Genomic DNA, 17,941 nt, shown 5'->3' with positions numbered 1-17,941 from the left:
ATCTCTCAAGGCGGGGAAGGGTCAACAACACGCAATGATTGCATGAAGTAGCCGAATCTGGTATCCCCGCGTGAAGAATTTGCCGCGCGGAGATTAATCGTCGCTGTCGTCCTTGCTGGGGAAAAGCATCTGGCAGACCTCCAGGTAGAGGGTCTCCGGATACGGAATGTACTCGACCGTTGACAGAGCCTGGTCCTGACCAGCGGACTCGAGGATGAACTCGCCGTAACCGAGCATGCGGCCCAGGAGAGATCGCTGGAAGCTCATGTCGGTGACCTTGCCGAGCGGCATCATCGCGACCTTGCGCGTGATCAACCCGGTGGTGAGCAACATCCGCTTGGATGTCACCACAAAGTAATCGACCGACCACTCCGCGACTTTCCACACGAAACGCACGAGCAGCAGCAGCCACAGCCACCACACCACGACGAGCGCCGTGCCGCCGGACTCCCCTCCACCGAAGAACTTGCTGAGGAGCCCGGCGATGACCAGGCCGCCGAAGACCTCGGCGACCGGGCGCAGCAGCACGGCGGGATGACGCCGCACCATGATGACCTGTTGTTCGTTGGGGAGGAGGTAGCGGTTGACCGACGACGGAGCAGAGTCCCCGTGGGTCACCAGTCTCATGCGAGGTTGTTCACAAATTGGGCCAGAGAGTCGGCCGCGTTGAACACCGTGTCGAACGCCCCCTTCACCGCGTCTGCGGCATCAGCTGGTCGTGCGAACAGGTAGTACGCCACAAATGCGATCCCACTGTATGTGAGGACTTTTTTGACCTGCACTGTCGCCTCCGTGCCACTAACCCACTCCACCCGCCGTCTACATTACCCACCCGGCAGCCGGGGTAAAGGTAACTTGGCGGGTTAGTTTTGATCTTGCTTAGCCACGTTCGCTGGCGACCAGCGCCAGGACGTGAAGGTGCTTCCGGGCGATGCGCTCCACAAGGCTCGGATGCGCATAGCCGGTGACCTCCAGCGCGCCGTAGTGCGCTGCTTCCACACAGCGGGTTACGGTGGTGGAGGAATGCACGCCGGCGAACTCGTCGCGCAGCGCGGCCTCGACCTCCGCGTACGGGGTCGGGTCGGCCTCGGTGTGCTCGCTCATGCGCCCTCCTGTGCTGGTCGCATGAGACGGGGCACTGCTGTTGCCGGTCGGTCGCTCGTTCACGAGGACTCCTCGGCACCGGGCATGTCGCTCATCGTGCTTCCCCCACGCGCATGCGGAAGTTCCCTTCCTGTCTCTTCGTACCCACCCAACCACAGTATGTAACGAAGTGACGACCCAGCGTAAGGAGAAGGGGAGCCGATGGAAGGGTCAGACCACGCCGTAGAGGCGGTCGCCGGCGTCGCCGAGACCCGGGACGATGTAGCCGTTCTCGTTGAGCCGCTCGTCGAGGGCGGCGGTGACCACGCGGATGGGCTTGCCCGAGCCCGCGAACACCTTGTCCATGTACGCCAGGCCCTCGGGGGCGGCCAGCAGGCAGATGGCCGTGACGTCGACCGCGCCGCGGTCGAACAGGAACTGCACGGCCGCGGCGAGCGTGCCGCCGGTGGCGAGCATCGGGTCGACGACGAAGCACTGACGCCCGGACAGGTCGTCGGGCAGGCGGGTGGCGTACGTCTCGGCCTGGAGGGTGGACTCGTTGCGGATCATGCCGAGGAAGCCGACCTCGGCGGTGGGCAGCAGCCGGGTCATGCCGTCGAGCATGCCGAGCCCGGCGCGCAGGATGGGCACGACCAGCGGCTGGGGCTTGGCCAGGCGCACGCCGTGGGCGGGGGAGACCGGGGTCTGGACGGTGACGTCGGTGACCCGGACGTCGCGCGTCGCCTCGTACGCCAGCAGCGTCACCAACTCGTCCGCGAGCCTGCGGAAGGTCGGCGAGTCGGTGCGGACATCGCGCAGCGTGGTCAGCTTGTGGGCCACGAGCGGATGGTCGACGACGAGGGTTTCCATAGCGCCCAACGGTATCCGGTGGACGGAGTGGTGGCATCCCGGGCCTTTGGTTTTGATCACAATTTGGTCGGAGAAGCACACGCCGCGTGGCCTGTTCTGGAACGATTGGGGTCTGGTGCGAACCTGTCGTGTCAGAGGCTCGGGTGGGGATGGCGATGACAGACGAAGATGCGCTCGACTTCGCCATAGTGATTTACCGCGAGGACGAGCGGTGGCACGCTGAGCTGCTGCCCGTCACGCTCACGTCCGACCTCCAGGGCCTGATCCAGGCCCTCAGGCAGCAGCCGAGCGAGAGCGGCACCATCGGCCTGATCGCCGTCGGCGACGAGTTCTTCGTGGCGCTGCGCGTGCTCGGCGAGCGTGTCGACGTCTTCCTGTCCGACATCGCCGCCTCCTGGGACTTCCCGCTCGCCCGCCAGGTGCTGCACTACCTCGACGTGCCGGTCCCCGACGAGGAGGAGCTCGACGAGATCCTCCAGGACGAGGAGACCGTGCTGCCGGCGGGAGATCTGTCGATCTTCGCCGATCTCGGATTGGACGAGATGGAGCTGGGCATCCTCTCCGGCGACATCGATCTCCTCCCCGAAGATGTGCTGTCCAGCATCGCCGCGCGGCTCGGCTTCTCCGAGCCGTTCGAGCGTGCCATCGAATCGGTCTTCGGCTGAACCCCCCTGGAGTGCGGGCATGGCGTCCAACACCTTCTCTGCGGCTTTTGTCAGGACTTCCGACGGCTGGACCGGCGCAGAGGTCGATCTGCGCGACGCGGAGATCGTCGACGACTTCGGTGACGCCGTCATCGAGACCCTGGGCCTGACGGGCGACGAGCTGGCCCTGCTCTGCGTCGAGGTCGAGGACGAATGGTTCGCCATCGCCCGCTACCGCGGCGAGGACGAGCCCCGGGTGTTCCTGTCGGACGTGCACGCGATCACCTCCAACAGCATGGGCGAGCTGTTCGCCGAGTTCGCCGGAGTGGCCCCCGACAAGGAGGGCAACGGGCTCGGCGTGCGTCCCGCCGGGGACTTCGAGCTGCTCAGCGACCTCGGCGTGAGCTCGGAGGAGCTGCTTGAGCTGAGCATGGAGGAGGGCCTGCTGCCCGCCGACGTCCTCTCGGTGATCGCCGAACGGCTGTCGTTCGCCGACGAGCTCGACCGGTTGCGTTGACCCACGAGGAAGCGATGCGCCTGGCCCTGGCCGAGGCCGTCGCGGCCGGCGGCAGGGGCGAGATCCCCGTCGGCGCCGTCGTCCTCGGCCCGCTGGGCGAGGTGCTGGCCGCGGCCGGCAACGACCGCGAGTCCGCCGCCGATCCCACCGCGCACGCCGAGGTGCTGGCGCTCAGGCGGGCCGCCGCGCTGCGCGGGGAGTGGCGGCTGAGCGGCTGCACGCTGGTGGTCACGCTGGAGCCGTGCACGATGTGCGCGGGCGCGTCCGTGCTCGCCCGGGTCGACCGGATCGTGTACGGCGCCGTCGACGCGAAGGCCGGCGCCGTGGGCTCGCTCTGGGACGTCGTACGCGACCGCAGGCTCAACCATCGGCCCGAGGTCGTCATGGGCGTCCTGGCCGAAGAATGCTCTGCCGTCCTCAAGACGTTCTTCGCTACTCGGAGAATCCGGTAAGCTCGTCCGCGGTGGTGTCGCCTAGTGGCCGAGGGCGCACGCCTCGAAAGCGTGTGATGGGGCAACTCATCCGTGGGTTCAAATCCCACCACCACCGCCAGCGGGCCTCCGACGACCTCGGAGGCCCTTTTCTTTTGCCCTCAGGGCTGCTGGGTGGGCCCGTCGGCCGGCGGATTCAGGTTGAGCTGGACGTCCGGCGGGCTGTCCTCGACGACCTGCGTCTGGACCGTCTCGCCGCCGCGGGTCTGCGGACGGCCGTCGTCGGTCAGGACGAAGAACAGCGCGCCGCAGGCGCTCAGGAGCAGCAGCGGCAGCCCGACGGCCAGCAGCACGATCAGGTTGCGATTGTCGAGCGGCCCGGGCTCCTCGAAGTACTCGTGCGCCGGCGGCTGCGAGTAGTAGGACGGCGGGCCGTATCCGGGTGGCGGCCACGACCCGTGTGGCGGTGGATACGACACGGCATTCTCCGAATGATGTTGAAAGACGCGGACGTGACACACGGCACGTCGATCAGGTTGACACATGAAAAAGGGAGCCGCGAATGGCGGCTCCCTTTTCCGGCGCGTTTCAGTTGGGCAGATCCAGGACCCTGGCGTGCAGGATCGACCGTTGGTGCAGGGCCGCGCGCAGGGCCCGGTGGAGGCCGTCCTCCAGATAGAGCTCGCCCTGCCAGTGCACGACGTGCGGGAACAGGTCGCCGTAGAAAGTGGAGTCAGCGGCGAGCAGCGAGTGCAGGTCCAGCATGGCCTTCGTGGTGATCAACGAGTCGAGCCGGACCTGCCTGGGAGGGATCTGCGCCCACTCTCGGTTCGTCAGACCGTGTTCGGGATAAGGGCGTCCGTCGCCGACGAGCTTGAAGATCACCCACCTCATTTTAGGAGAGAATTCGACCTGCTGCGTTGTCCAGGGCTATCGGCCCAGCTCAGACTGTTCACAGTCGCCCGGCCGGCCGTTTTGGTAGCCGCGCTGGAAGGCGTTGACGCGTTGCTCGGACGAGCCGTGCGTAAACGATTCGGGATCGATTCTGCCGCTCGTGCGTTGCTGGATTCTGTCGTCGCCCACGGCGGCCGCGGCGTCCAGGGCCTCGGCGATTTCCGTCTGGGTGAAGGGCTTTTCGTAGAAGCCGGTGCGGACGGCGTTGTGCGCCCACACGCCCGCGTAGCAGTCGGCCTGGAGCTCGACGGGGACCGAACTGCCGGTGTCCGACTGGAGGGCGCCACGCAGGTCCTGGACGTGATGGCCGTATTCGTGGGCGATCACGTACGCCTGGGCGAAGGGGCCGCCCTTGGCGCCGAACTGGCTGTGGAGCTGGTCGAAGAAGCTCAGGTCGAGGTAGACGCGCTGGTCGCTCGGGCAGTAGAACGGCCCGACGGCGGAGCTGGCCGCGCCGCATCCGGTACGGAGGCTGCCGGAGTACAGGATCGTCTTCGACGTCCGGTAGTCGGGGATCTCCTGCTTCCAGTAGTCCTGGATGCTGTTGACCACGCCCACGACGCGGCACTTCTCCGACTGGTCGGCGTCCTTGCCCGTCTTGCACTCCTCGGCGAGTTTGGCCGGGGGCTGCTTCTGCGCCGGCTCGGCGTCGCCGCCCCCGCCGCCGAGGTTGTTGAGCACGAACACCAGCACTAAGGCGATCAGGCCGACGATGCCGCCGCCCCCGAGGACCATGCCGCCGGGGAAGCCGCCGCCCGAGAACCCGCCGCCACCGCGACCGCCGACGTCCTCGACCTGTGACGAGTCGAGGTTGACGTCGTCCTTGAAATCCATATCTGACGTCCCTTCTGGGTGCTGCCCGCTAGAGAGCTTCCCCGGGAGGGCGTCTAGATGCCATCCGAGAAGGTGTCACATCTGTCCGGGAGGCCGCTGTCGTACCCTACGCTGAACCACTTCTCGCGTTGCTGGGAGGTGCCGTGGGTGAACGCGTCGGGCGTGACGCGGCCCTGCGAGCGGCGCTGGATGCTGTCGTCGCCGACCGCCGCGGCGGCGTCGAGGGCCTGGTTGATGTCGGCCTGCGAGAACGGCTCGCGGTAGAAGCCCGTCTTGACCGCGTTGTGCGCCCAGACGCCGGCATAGCAGTCGGCCTGCAGCTCCAGGCGCACGGACGCGCTGCCGGCGCCCGGCCTGCTGTTGTTGCCGACCTTGTCCATGGTGCCGAGCAGGTTCTGGACGTGGTGGCCGTACTCGTGGGCGACCACGTACGCCTGGGCGAACGGGCCGCCCTCGGCGCCGAAGTCGCGCTGGAGCGTGTCGAAGAAGGCCAGGTCCAGATAGACCTTGCGGTCGCGCGGGCAGTAGAACGGGCCCACGGCCGAGTCGGCGGGGCCGCAGCCGGTGTTCACGGCCCGGGAGAACAGCACGGTCTTGGCCGGCGTGTACTGCTTGTCGCGTTCCTTGAACTCCTGCCGCCAGTAGGACTGGATGCTGTTCACCGTGCCGACGATCCGGCAGTCCTCCGACTGGTCGGCGTCGGCACCCGTACGGCAGCGCTCGGCCAGGTTGCCGCTGGGGGAGAGCTGGCCGGGGGCGCTGGGGTAGCGTCCGCCGCCCTGCTCGCCGCCCTCGTCGCCGCTGAACGGCGTGGGGGCGAGCTTGAACAGGAACAGCCCGGCCACCGCCAGGACCAGCAGCAGGCAGCCGCCGCCACGGCCGCCGATGGGCAACATGCAGCCGCCGCCCGGCATCCCGCCCCAGCCGCCGCCGCGGCCGGGCTGGGAGCCGGAGGCCCGGACGTCCTCGACCTGTGAGGGGTCGAGTGGCGCGTCATCGTCGAACTGCATGCCCTGTGTCATCCCCCGTAGTCGGTCGATTACGCAAGGCAATGTGCGGGACAGTGATTTTCTGCCATTTGTCAGCTAATCTGCCGCTATGACGGGTGGCTTGGTGGGGATCGCGCTGGTGTCCCTGGGCATGGTTCTGACGCCCGGACCGAACATGATCTATCTGGTCTCCCGCTCGATCAGCCAGGGGCGTCGTGCCGGGCTGATCTCGCTCATCGGTGTCGCGCTCGGGTTCATGGCGTACCTGACGGCGACGTGCCTCGGGCTGACGGCCGTGTTCGCGTACGTGCCGGCGGCCTACACGGCGCTCAAGCTGGCCGGGGCCGCGTACCTGCTCTGGATGGCCTGGAACGCGGTCAGGCCGGGCGGCGCCTCGGTCTTCCAGCCGCGCGAGCTGGCGGTCGAGAGGCCGCGGAAACTGTTCGCCATGGGGCTGCTCACCTGCCTGCTCAACCCCAAGATCGCGATTCTGTACCTGTCGCTGCTGCCGCAGTTCATCGACCCCGCCATGGGGCACGTGCTGCTGCAGAGCCTCGCGCTCGGCTCGGTGCAGATCGCGATCGGCACGCTGGTCAACGCGCTGATCGCGATCTCGGCCGGCGGCCTCGCCGCCTTCCTCGCCCGCCGTCCGGTGTGGCTGAAGGTGCAGCGGTACGCGATGGGGACCGTGCTCGGCGTCTTCGCCGTACGGATGGTCGCCGACCGTTCCAAGGCGCTCGTGCCGGCCTGACCGGGCTCTACTGGCTCACTTGGGCCCTGAAGCGCTCGTGGGCCGCCTGCTTGGAGATCCCCATGGCCTCCCCGATCTCCGCCCAGGAGGCGCCGTTGTCCCGCGCCCCGGCGACGGCCTGGTCGAGCAGCGTCCGCTGCCAGCTCTCCACCTGGGACAGCAGGGTGAGCGCGGCCAGCGGACGATCGGCCGCGAGCTTGACGACCTGCTCGCACAGCAGGTTCGACTTCGTCACCAGCCAGCTGGGCGGGGCGGCGGCGAGCAGCGGCGGCGTGTGCCTGCTCCACCAGCGGTACTCCGCCTCCTTGGCCCCCTCCGGGGTCGCCGGATACCGCCGCCGATCGGTCCATCCGCACGAACAGGCGGCCTGATACCCGACGAACGTCCTGGTGAAGGCGCTGGACGACGTGGCCAGTTCCCCGTCGGGCAGGACGGGCGCGACGAAACCCTCGTGCCCGGGAAGATCGGGAATGCTCAAGGTCATAACCGTCAAGATATCCTGACGATTTCAGCTCCCGCCACCCCTTCCGTGGTGCCAGGCACCGAAAATGACGTCCACGGCGGCACGACCGGCTCAGCGCCCCGGTCGCCTGGCGACCAGCACCTCGGTGGTCAGCCGCTGCTCCCACCGGCCCGCGGGGTTGTCGGCGAGGAGCGCCCGTCGCAGTGCTTCGACGAAGGCGGGCAGACGGGCGCCGAGCCTGGCGGGCGAGCTGTAGGAGTAGGAGAGCTGGAGCCCGATCAGTCCGTCCACGTCCCACGTCAGCCGTCGGCTGAACACCCGGGACTCAAGGCTGCTGAAGGGCGAGGCGGCGAGCACGCCGGTGTGGTGCTCGCCGGTGGCGTGGAACGAACTGGCGGCGGTGTGGATGTCGAGGCCGAACTCCTCGCACACCCGTCTCTCGATCGGCTGCCACGGTTGCGCGTCCGGCTGCCACGGCTCACCCTGCTGCCTCGCGGGGCCGACCAGCGCCACCACGCCGCCGGGCGGCAGCAGCCCGTCCAGCTCCACCAGCACCGACCGGCGGTCCATCCAGTGGAACGACCGCCCCATCACCACGTGCTCGAACGGCGGCAACGCCCCCAGATCGGTCGAGTCACCACGCACCCAGACGACGTTCGTGACGTCCCCGGCCAGCCGCCTGCCCTCCGCCAGCATCTCGGACGCCGGATCCACGGCGAGCACGGCCCTGACCCGCCGCGCCAGGGGGATCGCGATCGTCCCGGGGCCGCAGCCGAGATCCAGCACCCGGCTGTCCGCGCCGAACGTCTTCGCCAGGTGCTCGGTCGTCGCCTGCCCGTGGCCTGGACGGTACCTGGCGTAGTACGGCGCGGCGCTGCCGAACACAGCCTCCATGAACCGGACCATAGAAGACCGACCGGCCGAGGCGCCCGAAGGACGACACAACGCCAGAAGGGCCATGCCGTTGACCTGGCATGACCCTTCTGAACTGGCGGAGGATAGGGGATTTGAACCCCTGATAGGTTGCCCTATACACGCTTTCCAAGCGTGCGCCCTCGGCCACTAGGCGAATCCTCCGCCGACGAGCTTACCGGACTTCCGGCACTGCGGTGACCGCGATTTTTCCGGGACGTGCTCGACCCGAACCGTGGAGCGAGCACTGCTGAGGCCGGTTAGACTGTCCAGGGACCCCTCGCGCGGCGTCATCCTGTGAACCTCCCCAGGGCCGGAAGGCAGCAAGGATAAGCGGGCTCTGGCGGGTGTGCGGGGGGTCTCTTCGTTGAGAGCCCCCTCGCAGGCGGGATGGTCGCATGAGCCTTGCGCTTTACCGCAAGTACCGACCCGGGACCTTCGCCGAGGTCAAGGGTCAGGAACACGTCACAGATCCGCTGCGACAGGCGTTGCGTACGGGCCGCATCAACCACGCGTACCTGTTCAGCGGCCCCCGCGGATGTGGCAAGACCTCCAGCGCGCGCATTCTCGCCCGCTCCCTCAACTGCGAGCAGGGCCCGACGCCCGACCCCTGCGGCACCTGCGAGTCGTGTGTGGCGCTCGCCCCGACCGGCCCCGGCCACCTCGACGTCATCGAGATCGACGCGGCCTCCCACGGTGGTGTCGACGACGCGCGTGACCTGCGCGAACGCGCCTTCTTCGCGCCCGTCTCGGCGCGCTACAAGATCTACATCATCGACGAGGCGCACATGGTGACCCGCGAGGGTTTCAACGCGCTGCTCAAGCTCGTCGAGGAGCCTCCGCCGCACCTGAAGTTCATCTTCGCGACGACCGAGCCGGAAAAGGTCATCGGCACCATCAAGTCGCGCACGCACCACTACCCGTTCAGGCTGATGCCGCCGGCGACGCTCAAGGCGCTGATGGAGGAGATCCTCACCTCCGAGAGCGTGCCCTTCGAGCCGCCCGCACTGCCGCTGGTCGTCCGCGCGGGCGCCGGCTCGGCCCGTGACTCGCTCTCCATCCTCGACCAGCTCCTCGCCGGCGCCGAGGACGACGGCATCACCTACGCCAAGGCCGTCTCCCTGCTCGGCTACACCGACGGCGACCTGCTCGACGAGGTCGTCAACGCGTTCGCCGCGCGCGACGGCGGCCAGGTGTTCCAGGCGGTCAACCGGGTGATCGAGGGCGGCCACGACCCGCGCCGCTTCGCCTCCGACCTGCTGGAGCGCTTCCGCGACCTGGTGATCCTGGCCAACGTGCCCGAGGCGGCGTCCAGTGGGCTGCTCGACCGTCCCGCCGACGAGCTGGAGCGGCTGGTGGGGCAGGCGTCCTCGATGGGGCCGGCCGAGCTCACCCGGGCGGCCGAGATCTTCAACGCGGGGCTCACCGAGATGCGCGGCGCCACCTCGCCGCGGCTGCTGCTCGAACTGATGTGCGCGCGTGTGCTGCTGCCGGGCGCCTCGCAGGGCGAGGCGTCCCTGCTCGCCCGGCTCGAACGTCTGGAGCGCGGCGGGGCGGTCGCCCAGATGGCCTCAAGGGCGGGCGCGGTGACGATCCCGCGTCCGGCCGCCCCGGGCGGCGGCCACGACGTGCACGTTCCCGTCGCGCCCCCGGCTGTTCCCGTCGGCACGCCGGCGCCGGTCGGCGGCGACGCGGCGGCTCCTGAGCCTGCGACGCCCGCGGGGAGCAACGGTTCCGCCGGTGGTCAGGGGCCGGTGGGCGGCGGGGCCGACGACTGGCCCGAGCCCGTACGTCCCGGTTCGGCGGCGGCTACGGCCTCCGACGCGCCCGCACCCGTCGCGCAGGCGCCTGCCGCTCAGGCGCCCGCGGCGGCGGGCCCGGTCGCGGGCGGCGCGGCCGGCATGCAGCAGCAGTGGCCCGCCGTGCTGGCCGCGCTCAAGCAGCGCAGCATCGTGGTCTGGGCCAACGTCAGTACGAACGCCCAGGTCGTGGGCGTCGAAGGCAACCTGGTCACGCTCGGGTTCAGCCAGGTCGGCGCGATGAAGAACTTCACCGGCGGCGGCAAGGACGCCGTCGTGGCGACCGCGCTCGGCGACGTGCTCGGCGGCACCTGGCGGGTCGAGGCGGTGGTCGGCGGCTCTCCGGCGCCCCAGGCCACCCGCGGCCCCGCACGCCAGCAGCCGCCGTCGGGCGGCCACGGCGCCCCCGCTCCTCAGACGGCCCCGCCCGCGAGCCAGGCGACGACCAGCCCGCAGGGCGGGACGGGCGTCCAGGCGACCTCCCAGGGGCGGTCCGGCTCGCACGGCGGCTCCCAGGACGACCAGGGCTCCCAGGACCCGGGCCAACCTCCGGCCGCCGCGCCCGCGCGCCCGGCCACCGAGTCCGCGCGCCCGACCACCGACGAGTCGTGGCCCGACGCGCCCGACGACCTCAGCCCCGGTTCCCCGCCGAGCCCCGACCCCACCCAGACCGTGACCGCCCGGCAGCCCGCCGCGCCGGTCGGAGCGGGGCTGGCCGCCGCGCGGTCGGCCGCCAAGGCGGCCGCTCAGGCGGGTCCGCGTACGCCGGCGTCACGCGCGGGCGGCACGACGGCGTGGCCGAGCGCGATCCCGGGCCGTGACAAGGCCGCCGACGCCGACGACGTCGACCCGCTGAACGACGCGGACGCCGACGTCGACGCCGTCTCCGGCATGGCCCTGCTGCAACGCGAGCTCGGCGCCCAGGTCATCGGCGAGATCGACCACACCTGACCGAACCCTCCCTCCACCCCAGCCCGGAGGGGAATAGCTGGAGTCAGGGGAAGAGGCGGGCGCGGGCGGCGGCCGAGCGGGGGTCCGTCGGGGGAAGGGCCGACAGGCGTTCCAGGATCTGGTAGTCGTCGCGGCCGTTGGGGGTCTGGGCGTAGGTCCACAGGTCGTCGGGCGAGCCGTGGCGCAGGAGGCACGCGCGTACCTGGGCTTCGAGCTCCTCGCGTTCGCGCCGGAGGTCCGGCGACTCCGAGCGCGGCAGGAGCGGCCCGGGGTAGGCGCGGGCCAGCGCGGCGGTGTCGCCCGAGTCGAGGAGCCGCCGGACGTCGAGGAAGTCCGCCTCGACCGGGCAGACCAGCCGGTACGGCTTCGCCGCCAGCACCTCCCCGAGCTGACCGCGCAGCCGATGGATCTCGGCCCGGATGGTCACCGGGTTGCCGTCGTCGCCGTAGAGGTGGAACGAGAGCTGGTCGGCCGACAGGCCCTGTGGGTGCAGGGCGAGCAGGGCGAGGATCTCGGCGTGGCGCAGCGAGAGCTGACGCGGGCGCTCGCCCAGGTCGGCCGTCGGGGTGCCCTCGCCCAGGCAGGTCAGGCGCAGGGTGGGCGGCGTCGCGGACGGCGTGTCGCGCAGCAGGTAGCCGTCGCAGAAGGGTTCGAGGAAGGCGACGCTGCCGTCCCGCAGGATCATGCGCTGGCCGGACAGGGGGAGGCGGGCGCCGAGGCGGCCCATGGGATCGCCGGAGATGACCCGGCCCGTGGGCGACAGCAGGATGCCGCCGCGGTTGCGCAGCGACTCGTAGCGGCGGCGCAGGCGTTCGTCGCGCTCGTGCATTCGTACGGCGAGCTGCGACTCGGCGAGCTTGGCCGTCGCGCCGACCAGGGCGACGGTCGCCGGATGCAGGGACCGCGCGATGCCGCTGACGTCGACGCAGCCGATGACGTTGCCCGACTCCGGATCGCTGATCGGCGCCGCGCTGCACGACCAGACGTGCAGCACCCGCATCAGGTGCTCCTCGGAGTAGACGTGCACCGGCCGGCCGGTGGCGAGCGCGGTGCCGATGCCGTTGGTGCCGGCCATGCACTCGCCCCAGTGGTGGCCGTCGGCCAGGCCCACCTGGTCCGCATCGCGCAGGATGCCGCCTTTGCCCTCACGCCAGAGCACTCGGCCGTCACGGTCTGTGACGATCATGACGTGGTCGGCCTCGTCGGCCAGGCCGGAGAGCGTCTGGGCGAGCAGGGGCAGCAGCGGCCGCAGCGGATGAGCCTCGCGGATGTCGACGACGTCGGAGGACTCGCAGACCAAAGGGGCGCTCCGGCCATCCGGGTCGATCCCCGCCGCGAGCGATCGCCGCCACGAGGCCGTGATCAGGGTGCGGGGCGAATCAGGCGAACTCTGCCCGGTAGCCGCCGCTTCGTGTGCTCCGCGTAGAAGACGGGAGTACGCATCGAGATGGCCGTAACTCATCGGTCACTCCAAGTAGTCAACAACGAGCATCCGTCCTGGCGGCGATATGCGCAAGCTGTTCAGGGGGATTGCGTAGGGTGATTGAATGAACGCAACGTGTGTGCAACGTTGGGCGCACTACCGTTCCGAAACACGCGTCGGCGTGGTGCGGCCGCTCCGTCCGACGTGATGGCCGGGTCTCGGACACTGGAGGGGGGCCGAGATCCGGCCATGACAAAGGTCCGTGACGAATGTCTGGAGGGAAACATGGGGAGCCCTCCCAGTACATGACGCCGCCCAAACACCGTAGGCTCGTGGCAGTCAAGAACCGGAGCCACGAGGAGCGCACGACGGTGAACCCAGGGGATGTCAACCTGCAGCAGCTGCTGGAGCAGGCTCAGCTCATGCAGCAGCAGCTTGTGAGCGCCCAGCAGGAGCTCAACGACGCGCAGATCGAGGGCTCGTCGGGCGGCGGCATGGTCACTGCCGTCGTCAACGGCTCAGGTGAGCTGCTCGAACTCAAGATCGACCCGAGCGTGATCGACGCGGCCGACCCGCAGGACACCGCCGACACGATCGCCGACCTGGTGATCGCGGCCGTCCGCGACGCGGTGCGTGCCGCCGCCGACCTGCAGCAGGAGAAGCTCGGCCCGCTCGCCCAAGGTCTGGGCGGCGGCGGACTCGGACAGCTGCCAGGGTTCTAGGCATGTACGAAGGGGTCGTCCAGAACCTGATCGACGAGCTCGGCATGCTGCCCGGCGTCGGTCCGAAGAGCGCGCAGCGCATCGCGTTCCACCTGCTGGCGGCCGATCCGGCCGACGTCAGGCGGCTGGCGCACGCGCTGCTCGAAGTCAAGGACAAGGTGCGCTTCTGCCGGGTGTGCGGCAACGTGGCCGCCGAGGAGGAGTGCCGCATCTGCCGTGACCCGCGGCGCGACACGCACGTCATCTGCGTGGTCGAGGAGTCGAAGGACGTCGTGGCGATCGAGAAGACGCGCGAGTACCGCGGCACGTACCACGTGCTCGGCGGCGCGATCAGCCCGATCGACGGCATCGGCCCCGACGACCTGCGCATCCGCGAGCTCATGACGCGCCTGGCCGACGGGCGGGTCACCGAGCTCATCCTCGCCACCGACCCCAACCTCGAAGGCGAGGCGACCGCTACCTACCTCGCCCGTCTGGTCAAGCCGATGGGCATCAAAGTGACACGACTCGCCAGCGGCCTGCCGGTGGGCGGTGACCTCGAGTACGCCGACGAGGTGACCCTGGGCCGTGCTTTCGAAGGACGGAGGCTCCTGGATGTCTGATATGTGGGATGTGCTGGCCGAAGAGATCGCCGCGCACGCGCAGAACTACGTCGACGGCCTGACCAGGGTCGCCGGCGGTGAGGGCGGCGACGCGATCTGGTCGCTGCTCCTGGTGGAGGTCGCGCAGGTGAGCCTGGCCGGCGCCAAGCTCGGCGCCAACCGCGACGTGATCCTGTCGGGCAACTACGAGCCGCCGATGAGCGAGGACCCCGACATCGACGGCGTGCGCACGGCGCTGGCCGAGCGGCTGGAGGCGGTCGACGACTACGCCGAGGTGTTCGACCCGTACAAGGACACGTCGGTCACGCCGTACCGGCTGTCGGACGACCTGACCGCGGTGGCCGCCGACCTCATCCACGGGCTGCGTCACTTCCACGCGGGCCGTCCGCACGAGGCGCTGTGGTGGTGGCAGTACTCCTACTTCAACACCTGGGGCAACCACGCGGGCGCGGCGATGCGCGCGCTGCAGGCCCTCGCCGCGCACTCGCGGCTCGACGTGGCGGAGGAAGCCACCACCGTGTGATGATCATCCACATAGTGGTATGAACCATCAGGCCCATAAGAGGCCCCCAGTAGACTGGCAGTTCACAGTCCAGACCGGGAGACTCTCGTGGCGCTCGTTGTGCAAAAGTACGGTGGTTCGTCCGTCGCCGACGCGTCCTGCATCAAGCGGGTCGCGCAGCGGATCGTCGCGACGAAAAAAACCGGCAACGACGTGGTCGTGATCGTCTCCGCGATGGGCGACACGACGGATGAGCTGCTCGACCTGGCCGAGCAGGTGTCGCCGCTGCCTCCGGGCCGCGAGCTCGACATGTTGCTGACCTCCGGAGAGCGCATCTCGATGGCCCTGCTGGCCATGGCGATCGCCAACCTCGGCCACGAGGCGCGCTCGTTCACCGGCTCGCAGGCCGGCGTGATCACCGACTCCACCCACGGCAAGGCGCGCATCATCGACGTGACGCCGGGCCGCATCCGCGAGGCGCTCGACCAGGGTCACATCGCGATCGTGGCCGGTTTCCAGGGCGTCTCGCAGGACACCAAGGACATCACCACGCTGGGCCGCGGCGGCTCCGACACCACCGCGGTCGCGCTCGCGGCGGCCCTGGAGGCCGACGTCTGCGAGATCTACACCGACGTCGACGGCATCTTCACGGCCGACCCCCGGATCGTGCCCGTCGCCCGCAAGATCCCCAAGATCTCGTACGACGAGATGATGGAGATGGCGGCCTGCGGCGCGAAGATCCTGCATCTGCGCTGCGTCGAGTACGCTCGGCGGTTCGACCTGCCGATCCACGTACGCAGCTCGTTCAGCACCACGGAAGGCACGTGGGTCGTCTCCGACCCTTACACCGAAGGAACCGAGATGGAGCAGCCGATCATCTCCGGCGTCGCGCACGACCGGAGCGAGGCCAAGATCACTGTTGTCGGGGTCCCCGACAAGGTCGGCGAGGCTGCCACGATCTTCAAAACGCTGGCCGACGCCGAGATCAACATCGACATGATCGTCCAGAACGTCTCGGCCGCGGCCACGGGCCGCACGGACATCTCCTTCACGCTGCCCACGGCCGACAGCCAGGTGGCGCTGACCGCGCTGAAGAAGATCCAGGGCCGCATCGGCTACGAGTCGCTGCTCTTCGACGACCAGATCGGGAAGGTGTCGCTGATCGGCGCGGGCATGCGCTCGCACCCCGGCGTCACGGCGACGTTCTTCGCGGCCCTCGCCGACGCGGGGGTCAACATCGAGATGATCTCCACCTCGGAGATCCGCATCTCGGTGATCGTCGAGCAGGACGGTGTCGACGCGGCCGTGGCGGCCGCCCACCGTGCCTTCGATCTCGACGCCGACCAGGTCGAAGCTGTGGTGTACGGAGGTAGCGGACGATGAGCAGGCCCAATCTCGCCCTGATCGGCGCCACCGGCGCCGTGGGCACCGTCATGCGGGACATCGTGTCCAGCCGGGAGGACATCTGGGGCGAGATCCGTCTCGTCGCCTCCCCGCGCTCGGCGGGCAAGGTGCTGAGCGTGCGCGGCGAGGACGTCGTGGTCCAGGCGCTAGCGCCCGAGGTCTTCGACGGCATCGACATCGCCATCTTCGACGTGCCGGACGAGGTGTCGGCCGTGTGGGTGCCGATCGCGGCCGAGCGCGGCGCGATCGCGATCGACAAGTCCGGCACGTTCCGCATGGAGCCCGACGTGCCGCTGGTGGTGCCCGAGGTCAACCCGCTCGACGCGCGGCAGCGGCCCAGGAACATCATCTCGACCCCCAACTGCACCACGCTGTCGATGATGGCGGCCATGGGCGCGCTGCACGCCGAGTACGTGCTCAAGGAGCTCGTCGTCGCCTCCTACCAGGCGGTGTCGGGCGCGGGCGTGGCCGGCTCGGCCCGGCTCTACGACGAGGTCGAGGCGCTGGCCGGCGACCGTTCGCTCGGCCAGACGGCCGGCGACGTGCGCAAGGCGCTGGCGGGCAAGCTGCCCGACGAGTCGCCGTTCCCGGCGCCGATCGCGTTCAACGTGGTGCCGTGGGCGGGCTCGTACAAGGACGGCGGCTGGGCGTCCGAGGAGCTCAAGCTGCGCAACGAGTCGCGCAAGATCCTCGGCATCCCCGACCTGAAGGTCTCGGCGACCTGCGTCCGCGTGCCGGTGATCACCACTCACTCGCTGGCCGTGCACGCCCGCTTCGAGCGTGAGATCACGGTCGAGGACGCCCACCGCGTGCTCTCGGCGGCGCCGACGGTGGTGCTGATGGACGATCCGGCCAACGGCGTCTTCCCGACGCCGCTCGAAGTGGTCGGCAACGACCCGACCTACGTGGGCCGCGTCCGTCAGGCGATCGACTTCCCCAACACGCTCGACCTGTTCGTCTGCGGCGACAACCTGCGCAAGGGCGCCGCGCTCAACGCGGCTGAGATCGCCGAGCTGGTGGCCTCCGAGCTGTAGCCCGGCCCGACTCCGTGGGGACGCCGTGCGGGTGTGCGGCGTCCTTCGCGTTTTCCCGGAGAGTTCTGTCGTCCCGGAAGAGTCGCGGTTCCCGGCGATTCGTGCTTCCGAGGGAGTCGTGTCCTCCCGCGGGCGGGGCCTGTCACCGGAAGAGGATGTCCCAGTGGCTGCTCTCGTTGGCGAAGACGGTTCCGGTGGCGGAGCGGTAGAGCGCGGCGCCGTCGCCGCGGACCCCCGTCTTGCGGTGGTGCCTGGTGATGTAGCGGTCGATGCACGCGTTGTGCGTGATGTCGAGCTTGTAGCCGTTTCCGTGGCTGTACTGGCCGGGCGCGTGACCCGCCTCGGTGCCGCCGGTCACCAGGACCGGGCAGCCGCTGTCATGCTTGAGGTCGATGATCCGGGCGATCGTGCCGGCCCTTACGGAGTCGAGCGAGGTGCAGTGGTGCATGTGGCGGCTCGTACAGTGGCCCGACGACTTCGTGCGCAGGCCCGAGCTCTTGAGCCAGCGGGCGGCCAGGGCGTGGGTCATGTGCATGGCGGCCTGCCTGGGCAGCACACGCGCCAGATCAAGCTGAGATCGCCTCTGCGACCTCTGCGGCCGGCTCTGGGGCGTCATCGCCTCCTCGACGCTCGCGGGCCTCGTGACGGCTTCTGAGCGCTCGGCGTGGTCCTGCATGTCCGACTGCGCGGCGAACGCGTCCTCGGCCTCGGCCCAGGCGTCCTCCGTCTCCTCGGAGTCCTCCTTCGACAACTGCGACTTGGCGGCCGCGGGGTCCGCCTGGTGCTGCTCGACCTGGTATGTCTCCGCCAGGGCCGCCTCGACGGCGGCCTGCCGGATGTTCGTCCACGGTCCGTCGATCCCCTCCGGGAACCACAGGGACAGGTCGAGCATCCCCCCGGTCTCGTCAGGACGGTTGAACGGTGTTGGCGCCTGAACCCGCTCTCCACCTGATGGGTGGGAGGCGGCGGAAGCGGCCGACGCCAGCGCGATTATGGTGATCTGAATGCCGAGGAGCGCCACCGCGAAGGTGCGCGCTGTTCCACGTATCCACATGT

The 17,941-nt window shown here is 69.5% G+C and carries 21 protein-coding genes, 2 tRNA genes and 1 other RNA gene; 12 read left to right on the top strand and 12 right to left on the bottom strand.

What is annotated here, in order from left to right; all coding sequences use genetic code 11:
- Positions 1-93: 93 nt before the first annotated feature.
- From ABT158_RS38535 to upp, 3 genes are all read right to left on the bottom strand, one after another.
- Complete coding sequence (locus ABT158_RS38535) at positions 94-627, bottom strand: PH domain-containing protein (protein ID WP_352318446.1); 534 nt, start codon at positions 625-627, stop codon at positions 94-96.
- Positions 628-879: 252 nt separating this feature from the next.
- Positions 880-1,104, bottom strand: coding sequence for a hypothetical protein (locus tag ABT158_RS38530; RefSeq protein WP_352318442.1), 225 nt, complete (start codon positions 1,102-1,104; stop codon positions 880-882).
- A gap of 210 nt (positions 1,105-1,314) precedes the next feature.
- Entirely contained in the window at positions 1,315-1,953 is a 639-nt protein-coding gene (upp, locus tag ABT158_RS38525) for a uracil phosphoribosyltransferase (RefSeq protein ID WP_352362215.1), read from the bottom strand.
- Positions 1,954-2,102: 149 nt separating this feature from the next.
- On the opposite strand from upp, the gene ABT158_RS38520 reads away from it, so the two are divergent.
- From ABT158_RS38520 to ABT158_RS38505, 4 genes are all read left to right on the top strand, one after another.
- Entirely contained in the window at positions 2,103-2,618 is a 516-nt protein-coding gene (locus ABT158_RS38520; RefSeq protein WP_387671736.1) for a tRNA adenosine deaminase-associated protein, read from the top strand.
- A gap of 19 nt (positions 2,619-2,637) precedes the next feature.
- Positions 2,638-3,114, top strand: coding sequence for a tRNA adenosine deaminase-associated protein (locus tag ABT158_RS38515; RefSeq protein WP_352362211.1), 477 nt, complete (start codon positions 2,638-2,640; stop codon positions 3,112-3,114).
- 14 nt (positions 3,115-3,128) lie between these two features.
- Complete coding sequence (gene tadA, locus ABT158_RS38510; protein WP_397155899.1) at positions 3,129-3,566, top strand: tRNA adenosine(34) deaminase TadA; 438 nt, start codon at positions 3,129-3,131, stop codon at positions 3,564-3,566.
- Between the two features lie 10 nt (positions 3,567-3,576).
- Positions 3,577-3,666: transfer RNA gene (locus ABT158_RS38505), tRNA-Ser, on the top strand.
- A 40-nt stretch (positions 3,667-3,706) separates the two neighbouring features.
- On the opposite strand, the gene ABT158_RS38500 is transcribed toward ABT158_RS38505, so the two are convergent.
- From ABT158_RS38500 to ypfJ (ABT158_RS38485), 4 genes are all read right to left on the bottom strand, one after another.
- Positions 3,707-4,024: a hypothetical protein gene (locus tag ABT158_RS38500; RefSeq protein WP_352362207.1), complete on the bottom strand. Its 318-nt coding sequence runs from the start codon at positions 4,022-4,024 to the stop codon at positions 3,707-3,709.
- Between the two features lie 109 nt (positions 4,025-4,133).
- On the bottom strand, positions 4,134-4,430 hold the full coding sequence (locus ABT158_RS38495; RefSeq protein WP_352362205.1) for a type II toxin-antitoxin system VapB family antitoxin: 297 nt from the start codon (positions 4,428-4,430) through the stop codon (positions 4,134-4,136).
- A gap of 45 nt (positions 4,431-4,475) precedes the next feature.
- Complete coding sequence (gene ypfJ / locus ABT158_RS38490) at positions 4,476-5,333, bottom strand: KPN_02809 family neutral zinc metallopeptidase (protein WP_352362203.1); 858 nt, start codon at positions 5,331-5,333, stop codon at positions 4,476-4,478.
- A gap of 53 nt (positions 5,334-5,386) precedes the next feature.
- Positions 5,387-6,343: a KPN_02809 family neutral zinc metallopeptidase gene (gene ypfJ, locus ABT158_RS38485; RefSeq protein WP_352362201.1), complete on the bottom strand. Its 957-nt coding sequence runs from the start codon at positions 6,341-6,343 to the stop codon at positions 5,387-5,389.
- Positions 6,344-6,431: 88 nt separating this feature from the next.
- Here ypfJ (ABT158_RS38485) and ABT158_RS38480 point away from each other — a divergent pair, with 88 nt between their 5' ends.
- The gene (locus tag ABT158_RS38480; RefSeq protein ID WP_352362199.1) at positions 6,432-7,073 is read left to right on the top strand and encodes a LysE family translocator; all 642 of its coding nucleotides are present in this window, start codon (positions 6,432-6,434) and stop codon (positions 7,071-7,073) included.
- A gap of 7 nt (positions 7,074-7,080) precedes the next feature.
- On the opposite strand, the gene ABT158_RS38475 is transcribed toward ABT158_RS38480, so the two are convergent.
- From ABT158_RS38475 to ABT158_RS38465, 3 genes are all read right to left on the bottom strand, one after another.
- Positions 7,081-7,557, bottom strand: coding sequence for a hypothetical protein (locus tag ABT158_RS38475; protein WP_352362197.1), 477 nt, complete (start codon positions 7,555-7,557; stop codon positions 7,081-7,083).
- Between the two features lie 90 nt (positions 7,558-7,647).
- Positions 7,648-8,430, bottom strand: a complete 783-nt coding sequence (locus ABT158_RS38470; protein WP_352362195.1) for a class I SAM-dependent methyltransferase — start codon at positions 8,428-8,430, stop codon at positions 7,648-7,650.
- Between the two features lie 95 nt (positions 8,431-8,525).
- Positions 8,526-8,613 (bottom strand) — tRNA-Ser (locus ABT158_RS38465).
- A 106-nt stretch (positions 8,614-8,719) separates the two neighbouring features.
- Between ABT158_RS38465 and ffs the strand changes: the two genes are divergently transcribed.
- An RNA gene (ffs, locus tag ABT158_RS38460) (signal recognition particle sRNA small type) lies at positions 8,720-8,815 on the top strand.
- Positions 8,816-8,846: 31 nt separating this feature from the next.
- Entirely contained in the window at positions 8,847-11,198 is a 2,352-nt protein-coding gene (locus ABT158_RS38455; protein WP_352362193.1) for a DNA polymerase III subunit gamma and tau, read from the top strand.
- Between the two features lie 43 nt (positions 11,199-11,241).
- On the opposite strand, the gene ABT158_RS38450 is transcribed toward ABT158_RS38455, so the two are convergent.
- A complete protein-coding gene (locus tag ABT158_RS38450) occupies positions 11,242-12,660 on the bottom strand; it encodes a GAF domain-containing protein (RefSeq protein WP_502911603.1) in 1,419 nt (472 codons plus the stop codon).
- Positions 12,661-12,992: 332 nt separating this feature from the next.
- Between ABT158_RS38450 and ABT158_RS38445 the strand changes: the two genes are divergently transcribed.
- From ABT158_RS38445 to ABT158_RS38425, 5 genes are all read left to right on the top strand, one after another.
- Positions 12,993-13,343 (top strand): YbaB/EbfC family nucleoid-associated protein, encoded by a 351-nt coding sequence (locus ABT158_RS38445; protein WP_125640519.1) that lies wholly within the window; start codon positions 12,993-12,995, stop codon positions 13,341-13,343.
- 2 nt (positions 13,344-13,345) lie between these two features.
- Entirely contained in the window at positions 13,346-13,945 is a 600-nt protein-coding gene (gene recR, locus ABT158_RS38440) for a recombination mediator RecR (RefSeq protein WP_352362189.1), read from the top strand.
- Entirely contained in the window at positions 13,938-14,468 is a 531-nt protein-coding gene (locus ABT158_RS38435; protein ID WP_352362187.1) for a DUF5063 domain-containing protein, read from the top strand. The genes recR and ABT158_RS38435 overlap by 8 nt, the downstream gene beginning before the upstream one ends.
- An 87-nt stretch (positions 14,469-14,555) precedes the next feature.
- Positions 14,556-15,830: an aspartate kinase gene (locus ABT158_RS38430; protein WP_352362185.1), complete on the top strand. Its 1,275-nt coding sequence runs from the start codon at positions 14,556-14,558 to the stop codon at positions 15,828-15,830.
- Positions 15,827-16,885 carry an aspartate-semialdehyde dehydrogenase gene (locus ABT158_RS38425; protein ID WP_352362183.1) on the top strand — a complete coding sequence of 353 codons (1,059 nt, stop codon included), beginning with the start codon at positions 15,827-15,829 and terminating at the stop codon, positions 16,883-16,885. The genes ABT158_RS38430 and ABT158_RS38425 overlap by 4 nt, the downstream gene beginning before the upstream one ends.
- Before the next feature lie 142 nt (positions 16,886-17,027).
- Here ABT158_RS38425 and ABT158_RS38420 read toward each other — a convergent pair whose 3' ends face one another.
- Positions 17,028-17,777 carry a hypothetical protein gene (locus ABT158_RS38420; protein WP_352362182.1) on the bottom strand — a complete coding sequence of 250 codons (750 nt, stop codon included), beginning with the start codon at positions 17,775-17,777 and terminating at the stop codon, positions 17,028-17,030.
- Positions 17,778-17,941: the final 164 nt, after the last annotated feature.

The sequence above is a fragment of the Nonomuraea sp. NPDC001636 genome, from assembly GCF_040298265.1.
In the GTDB taxonomy this organism is placed as follows: Bacteria; Actinomycetota; Actinomycetes; order Streptosporangiales; family Streptosporangiaceae; genus Nonomuraea.
This window is presented reverse-complemented; position numbering and strand designations above follow the sequence as displayed.